Here is a 7,109-nt window from a genome sequence, read left to right as displayed (position 1 = left end):
CCCCCCTCCCCCCCCCCCCCCCCCCCCCCCCCGGGCTCCTACAGGGTTAGTCGACGGTGATGTTGTGCTTGGCGAGGAAGGCGACGAAGGCTTCTTCGTCCAGCACCTTCAGACCCAGCTCGCTGGCCTTGGCCAACTTGGAGCCCGCGCCCGGCCCGGCGACCACGCAGTGGGTTTTCGCCGAAACGGAACCGGCCACCTTGGCGCCGAGACTTTCCAGCTTGTCCTTGGCCACGTCACGGCTCATCAACTCCAGGGAGCCAGTAAGCACCCAGGTATGCCCTGCTTCGGGCAAGCCTTCGACGACTTTTTTCTCGCTCTGCCAATGCATGCCGAAGTCGCGGAGCTGCTGCTCGATGGCCAGGGCGCGGTTGGCGTTGTCGGCATTATCGAAGAACTCGCGCACGGCCTTGGCCTGCTTCTCGGGCAGCGCCTGACGCATGTCGAGCCAGTCGGCTTTGATCACGCCTTCGAGGCTGCCAAATTTGTCCGCCAGTTTCTGCGCAGCACCCGGGCCAACGCTCGGCACGTGCAGCTTGTCGAGCAAGCCACCCAACGTGGCGCTGGCAGCGAACTCGGCGCTCAAGTCGCCCTGATCCTGCAATTGAAGCCCGCATTCTTCAGGCGACAGCAATGCACCGATCACTTCCTGGTTATGGCTGTCTTCAAAGAAGCTGTGAATCTCATGCGCCACTTCCAGGCCCACGTCAGGCAAGTACGTCAGCACTTCCGGCAAGGCCTTCTGCACGCGCTCCAGCGACGCCAGGGACCTTGCCAGCACCTTGGCGGTCTCCTCGCCCACATCGGGAATACCCAGGGCGTAGATAAACCGCGCCAGGGTCGGCGTCTTGCTGTTTTCGATGGCGGCGATCAGCTTCTTGCTGGAGATATCGGCAAAGCCCTCCAGGTCGATGATCTGTTCGTACTTGAGTTTGTAGAGATCCGCCGGCGAGCCGATGAGTTTCTCGTCCACCAACTGCTCGATGGTCTTGTCGCCCAGGCCGTCGATGTCCATGGCGCGACGCGAGACGAAATGAATGATCGCCTGCTTGAGCTGCGCCCCACACGCCAGTCGCCCGACGCAGCGGTACACCGCGCCTTCGCTGACGGTTTCCTTGCCCTTGCTGCGCTTGACCAGTTGGGTGCGCTCCACATGGGAACCGCACACCGGGCAGCTCTCGGGAATAGGCACCGCGCGGGCGTTTTCCGGACGGCGCTCAAGCACCACGGAGACGACTTGCGGGATCACATCACCGGCACGGCGGATGATCACCGTGTCGCCGATCATCACACCCAGGCGCGCCACTTCGTCCATGTTGTGCAAGGTGGCATTGGACACAGTGACACCCGCGACCTTGACCGGCTTGAGGCGCGCCACCGGGGTGACGGCGCCCGTGCGGCCGACCTGGAACTCCACGTCGAGCAATTCGGTGAGTTCTTCCAGGGCCGGGAATTTATGGGCGATGGCCCAACGCGGCTCGCGGGCACGAAAGCCCAGCTCACGCTGGGAAGCAATGCTGTTGACCTTGAACACCACGCCGTCGATCTCGTACGGCAGGCTGTTACGCCGCTCGCCGATATCGCGGTAGTACTCGAGGCAATCCTGGATGCCCTTGGCCAGCTTCAGCTCGTGGCTGATGGGCATGCCCCACTTCTGCAGCTGTTGCAGGTTGCCGATGTGGGTGTCGCTGATATCCGTGGTCACGCCATAGCAGCAGAATTCCAGCGGGCGGCTGGCGGTGATCTTTGAATCCAGCTGGCGCAGGCTGCCCGCAGCGGCGTTGCGCGGGTTGGCGAAGGTCTTGCCGCCAACTTCCAGCTGCGAAGCATTGAGCCGCTCGAACCCGGCCTTGGACATGAACACTTCGCCACGCACTTCCAGGGTCGCCGGCCAGCCGCTGCCGTGCAGTTTTAACGGAATATTGCGCACGGTGCGCACGTTGACGCTGATGTCCTCGCCAGTGGTGCCGTCGCCACGGGTGGCGCCGCGTACCAACTCGCCATCCTGGTACAACAGGCTGACCGCCAGGCCGTCCAGTTTCGGCTCGCAGCTGTATTCCACCGCCGCGCCACCGCCGAACAGGTCGCCCACCGGCAGGTCGAGACCTTCGGTAACCCGACGATCGAATTCCAGCATAGTGGTTTCATCGAATGCGTTGCCAAGGCTGAGCATGGGGATCTCATGCTTGACCTGGGTGAACGCCGACAGCGCCGCACTGCCCACCCGCTGCGTCGGTGAATCCCGCGTGACCAGCTCCGGATGCTCGGCCTCCAGGGCCTTGAGCTCGTGGAACAGCCGGTCGTACTCGGCGTCCGGGATGCTCGGCTCGTCGAGGACGTGGTAGCGGTAGTTGTGCTGATCCAGTTCAGCGCGCAGTTCGAGGATGCGGGTGTGGGCGGCGGTCATGGGTGTTCTCTCATAAAGCAAAAGAGCAGCCGAAGCTGCTCAATATGTTAGTGCACGGATTCTACAGACAACGCTTAAGATCGAACCTCAGCGTTTCTGTGTCAGGGCGCGACGCTCGAACTCGACGATGCGCTGACGGTAGTGTTCGATGGTCTGGGCGGTCAGGACGCTGCGTTGATCGTCCTTGAGTTCGCCATTGAGCTCCTGGGACAGCTTGCGGGCTGCCGCCACCATCACGTCGAACGCTTGTTTCGGGTGACGCGGGCCTGGCAAACCGAGGAAGAAGCTCACGGCCGGGGTGCTGAACAGGTCGATGTCGTCCAGATCGAACGTGCCCGGCTTGACCGCGTTGGCCATGGAGAACAGCACTTCGCCGTTACCCGCCATGCTTTCGTGACGGTGGAAGATGTCCATCTCGCCAAAACGCAGGCCGCTTTCCAGGATGTTCTGCAACAGCGCCGGGCCCTTGAAGCCGGCCGCGTCGCGGCAAATCACGCTGATCACCAGCACTTCTTCAGCGGCCGGCTGGTCGTTTACCGACTGACGCGGCGCGGTGCTCTTGCCAATGTTCTCGTCCGGGAAATCATCGTCGCGGCTGCTGAAGCTCGGGCCTTCATCGACGTCGAGGTTCAGGTCGCCCTGATGCGGCTCGGCGACCGCCGCGCTGTTGCGCTTGCCTCGCTTGGAAGACGGCTCACGGGCTTCACGCAGCGGCGCGCTCATCGACGGCAGGTCGTGCTCGTCCAGTTGCGGTTCTTTATGGGTATCCAGCACACGGGGCGGCCCCAGCAGCTCGGCACTGCCGTCGTCGTCCGGCAGGTTGGACAGGTTTCGGTCCAGGCGGAACTTGAGCTTGCCCTTGCCGCCGCGCATCCGGCGCCAGCCATCAAAAAGAATACCGGCAATGACAATAATGCCGATGACGATCAGCCACTCGCGCAGACCGATTTCCATGTAATCCCGTGCCTCTAATAAAAAATGCTGAAAAATAAGGGGTTTAGCACCGTGCAAACCGCTTTAAAACGTGGCGCCAACTCTATGTTCTGACTGACGTTTTGCCCACGCACACGAAAAATTGACATTAAACTAGCACGACCAAAGATAACTTTACACCGTCTGTCAAAATGCCTTGAACAAATATGTCCATTTGCCATATTTCACAGCCGGTTCCATCACCTTACATCCTGCTGAAAATTCTCTTTCAAAGCGTGGTTCAGGATTCCACCATCGCCATCGCTTCTTCCACGTCCACCGCCACCAGGCGCGAACAGCCCGGTTCGTGCATCGTCACACCCATCAGTTGATCAGCCATTTCCATGGCGATCTTGTTGTGGGTGATATAGATGAACTGCACCGTCTGGGACATCTCTTTAACCAAGCGTGCGTACCGTCCAACGTTAGCGTCATCCAGCGGGGCGTCAACTTCATCGAGCATGCAGAACGGCGCCGGGTTCAACTTGAAGATGGCAAATACCAGGGCCAATGCGGTCAGGGCCTTCTCGCCGCCGGACAACAAATGGATGGTGCTGTTCTTCTTGCCCGGAGGCCGCGCCATGATCGTTACCCCAGTATCGAGTAGATCTTCGCCCGTCAGTTCCAAGTAAGCGCTGCCTCCACCGAAAACTTTCGGGAATAAGGCCTGTAAACCGCCATTAATCTGATCAAAGGTATCTTTGAAACGATTACGGGTTTCCTTGTCGATCTTGCGGATCACGTTTTCCAAGGTGTCCAGTGCCTCGACCAGGTCGGCGTCCTGGGCGTCCAGGTAACGCTTACGCTCGGACTGTTGCTGGTATTCGTCGATAGCCGCGAGGTTGATCGCGCCGAGGCGTTGAATACGCGCAGCAATGCGCTCAAGTTCTTCTTCGGCGTCTTTCTCGTTGGCCTGGGCGGTCAGCGTATTGAGCACGCCGTGCAGGTCGTAGCCGTCTTCGAGCAACTGGTCCTGCAAGGTCTTGCGGCGCACGGTCAGGGCTTGCCATTCCATGCGCTGTTGCTCGAGCTGGCCGCGGATCAGTTGGGATTGTTGCTCGGCCTGGGTGCGGCGCTTTTCGGCATCACGCAGTTCGCGGTCGGCGTCTTCCAGGGCGATTTGCGCGGTCTTGAGTTCTTCATCGACGGTCATGCGCTTGTCGAGCAGCTCTTCGAGCTTGAGGCGCAACTCTTCCAGTGGCGCTTCGCCCTCTTCCAAGTTGAGGCTCAGTTGCTCGCGCTTTTCGGTGAGGCGTTCGGACTGCATCTCCAAACGCTCGAGGGCCTGGGCCGTGGACGCGTGCTGAGCCTTGAGCGAACCCAAACGCACCGCCAACTGGTGGGCGTGATCTTTATGCTGACGGGCTTCCTGGCGCACGCGGTCAAGGCGCTCGCGCAGGCTGTCGCGCTGGGCCAGCAGCAGTTCGCGCTGCTCGGTGTCCAGCGCCATGCTGTCGAGGGCTTCCTGCAAATGCAGGCGCGCCTCGCCAATCTGTTCGTGTTCCAGGGCGCGCTGCTCGCCCATCTCGGCGACTTCCTCGTCAAGACGGGTACGGCGCAGGGTCAGTTGCTCGACCTTGGCTTTGCTCGCGGAAAGCTGGGCTTTCAGCTCGCCTTGCTGGCGCGCTTCGTCCTGCAACAGGCGGCGCAGGTGTTCGCGGCCGGTCTCTTGCTGGCGCTGGGTGGCGCGCAAGGTTTGCAGCTGGGTTTCCAGGCCTTCAAGGGTGGCTTCGCGCTCTTCACGCTCGGCGATCAGGTTGACGATTTCCTGGCCTCGGGCCAACACGCCGCTTTCCGCTTCACTGGCGCGACGCACCCGCAAGAAGTGCCGACCGACCCAATAGCCGTCGCGGCTGATCAGGCTTTCACCAGCACCCAGTTGACCGCGCTGGGCCAGCGCCTGCTCCAGCGAATCCACCGGTTTGACCTGGCCCAGCCACGGCGACAGGTCAATCGCCGCCTCGACTTTATCCAGCAAGCTGCCCGGTACTCGCGTGCCGTCCGCTGCCGGGCTGAGCAAACGCAAGTCACCCTGGGCAAAACCCGACAGGTCGAACGCGCCAAAATCATCCACCAGCACCGCTTGCAGGTCAGCGCCCAGCACGGTTTCCACCGCCAGCTCCCAACCGGCTTCCACTTTCAAGCCTTCGGCCAAACGCGGGCGCTCGGCCAGGTGCTGGTCGCGCAACCATTCGGCGGTGCCAGTGCCCGGGTCCAGCGCGGCTTGCTGCAAGGCTTCCAGGGACGCCAGACGCCCGTTCAAGCGCTGTAAATCACCCTGGGCCTGCTGTTGCGCCTGGGTCGCCTGTTGCAGTTGCTGACGCAATTGCTCCAGGCGCTCCACTTGTTGTTCTTCGCTGGCTTCCAGCTCTTCCAGCGTCATTTCGCTTTCGGCCAGTTGCTCGCTCAACTCCATGATCGCCGCGTCTTCCGGGTCGGCGGAGAGCAACGCGCGCTCTTCCTGCATGCGGCGCTGGCGCTCGGCCAGGCGCTCCATGCTGGTTTCCAGTTGCTGGATGCGCGACTGTTGCACCTCAGCCTGACGGCGCGGCTCGGCGGATTGCAGGTTGAAGGTGTCCCACTGCTCCTGCCAGCCGTGCATAGTGGTTTCGGATTCTTCCAGGGCGGCGGCGGCCTCTTCGGCGGCGGCGCTGGTGACTTCCTGCTCGGGGGTGAGCATGTCCAGCTCTTCGCCGAGGGTCAGCAGCAAGGTGCGGTCATGGCCCAGGTGGGATTCGGTCTCCAGGCGCGCGCGCTCGGCTTCCTTCAAGTCATCCTGCAACTGGCGCAGGCGCTGCTGGCCGTGCTGGATGCTTTGCTCGACGCGGGCAATGTCGCCGCCCACCGAATAAAAGCGGCCCTGCACCAGATTGAAGCGTTCGGACAGGTCATGGTGACCGTCACGCAGGCGCTCGATGCTGGCGTCGGCATTGCGCTGCTCGGCCACCAGGGCCTCAAAGCTGATTTCCTGGGTGCCGATGATCGCTTCGCGCTGGCCCACCTGGTCATTCAACGCCTGCCAGCGCAGGGCCGACAGCTGTGCCTTGAGCTGGCGCTCTTCGCCCTTGTATTCCTGATACTTCTCGGCGGCCTGGGCCTGGCGGTGCAGGCGCTCCAACTGGCGCTCCAGCTCTTCGCGCAGGTCGGTGAGGCGGGCGAGGTTTTCGTGGGTACGGCGAATGCGGTTTTCAGTCTCGCGACGGCGCTCCTTGTACTTGGAGATGCCGGCCGCTTCCTCGATAAAGTTGCGCAGGTCTTCGGGCTTGGCTTCGATCAGCTTGGAGATCATGCCCTGTTCGATGATCGAGTAGCTGCGCGGGCCCAGGCCTGTGCCGAGGAAAATATCGGTAATGTCCCGACGGCGACACTTGGTGCCGTTGAGGAAGTAGCTGTTCTGGCTGTCGCGGGTCACTTTGCGGCGGATGGAAATTTCCGCATAAGCTGCGTATTCGCCGATCAAGGTGCCATCGGAGTTATCGAACACCAATTCGATGCTGGCCTGGCTCACCGGCTTACGGCTGGTGGAGCCGTTGAAGATGACGTCGGTCATCGACTCGCCACGCAGGTTTTTCGCCGAGCTCTCGCCCATCACCCAACGGACGGCGTCGATGATGTTCGACTTGCCGCAACCATTGGGCCCGACCACCGCCGCCATGTTACTGGGGAAGTTCACCGTGGTCGGGTCGACGAAGGATTTGAACCCCGCCAGTTTGATGCACTTGAGCCGCAC

General features: G+C 61.8%; 3 protein-coding genes. All 3 read right to left on the bottom strand.

Annotated features, from left to right (window positions below; translation table 11 throughout):
• Positions 1-46 precede the first annotated feature (46 nt).
• The 3 genes from ligA to smc all read right to left on the bottom strand — a co-directional run bounded on the left by ligA (position 47) and on the right by smc (position 7,109).
• Complete coding sequence (ligA, locus tag AC07OV_RS15365; protein ID WP_495092506.1) at positions 47-2,407, bottom strand: NAD-dependent DNA ligase LigA; 2,361 nt, start codon at positions 2,405-2,407, stop codon at positions 47-49.
• 87 nt (positions 2,408-2,494) lie between these two features.
• Positions 2,495-3,361: a cell division protein ZipA gene (gene zipA / locus AC07OV_RS15360; protein ID WP_176996313.1), complete on the bottom strand. Its 867-nt coding sequence runs from the start codon at positions 3,359-3,361 to the stop codon at positions 2,495-2,497.
• A gap of 259 nt (positions 3,362-3,620) precedes the next feature.
• Positions 3,621-7,109, bottom strand: coding sequence for a chromosome segregation protein SMC (gene smc, locus AC07OV_RS15355; RefSeq protein WP_494997604.1), 3,489 nt, complete (start codon positions 7,107-7,109; stop codon positions 3,621-3,623).

This window comes from Pseudomonas sp. GW821-FHT09A09, assembly GCF_059418405.1.
The sequence above is the reverse complement of the archived record's forward strand: the minus strand, read 5'-3'. Positions and strand labels throughout refer to the sequence as shown.

Bases quoted from the DNA above. Each gene is read 5' to 3' on its own strand.
- ligA (WP_495092506.1), bottom strand. From the start codon at position 2,407: ATGACCGCCGCCCACACCCGCATCCTCGAACTGCGCGCTGAACTGGAT.
- zipA (WP_176996313.1), bottom strand. From the start codon at position 3,361: ATGGAAATCGGTCTGCGCGAGTGGCTGATCGTCATCGGCATTATTGTC.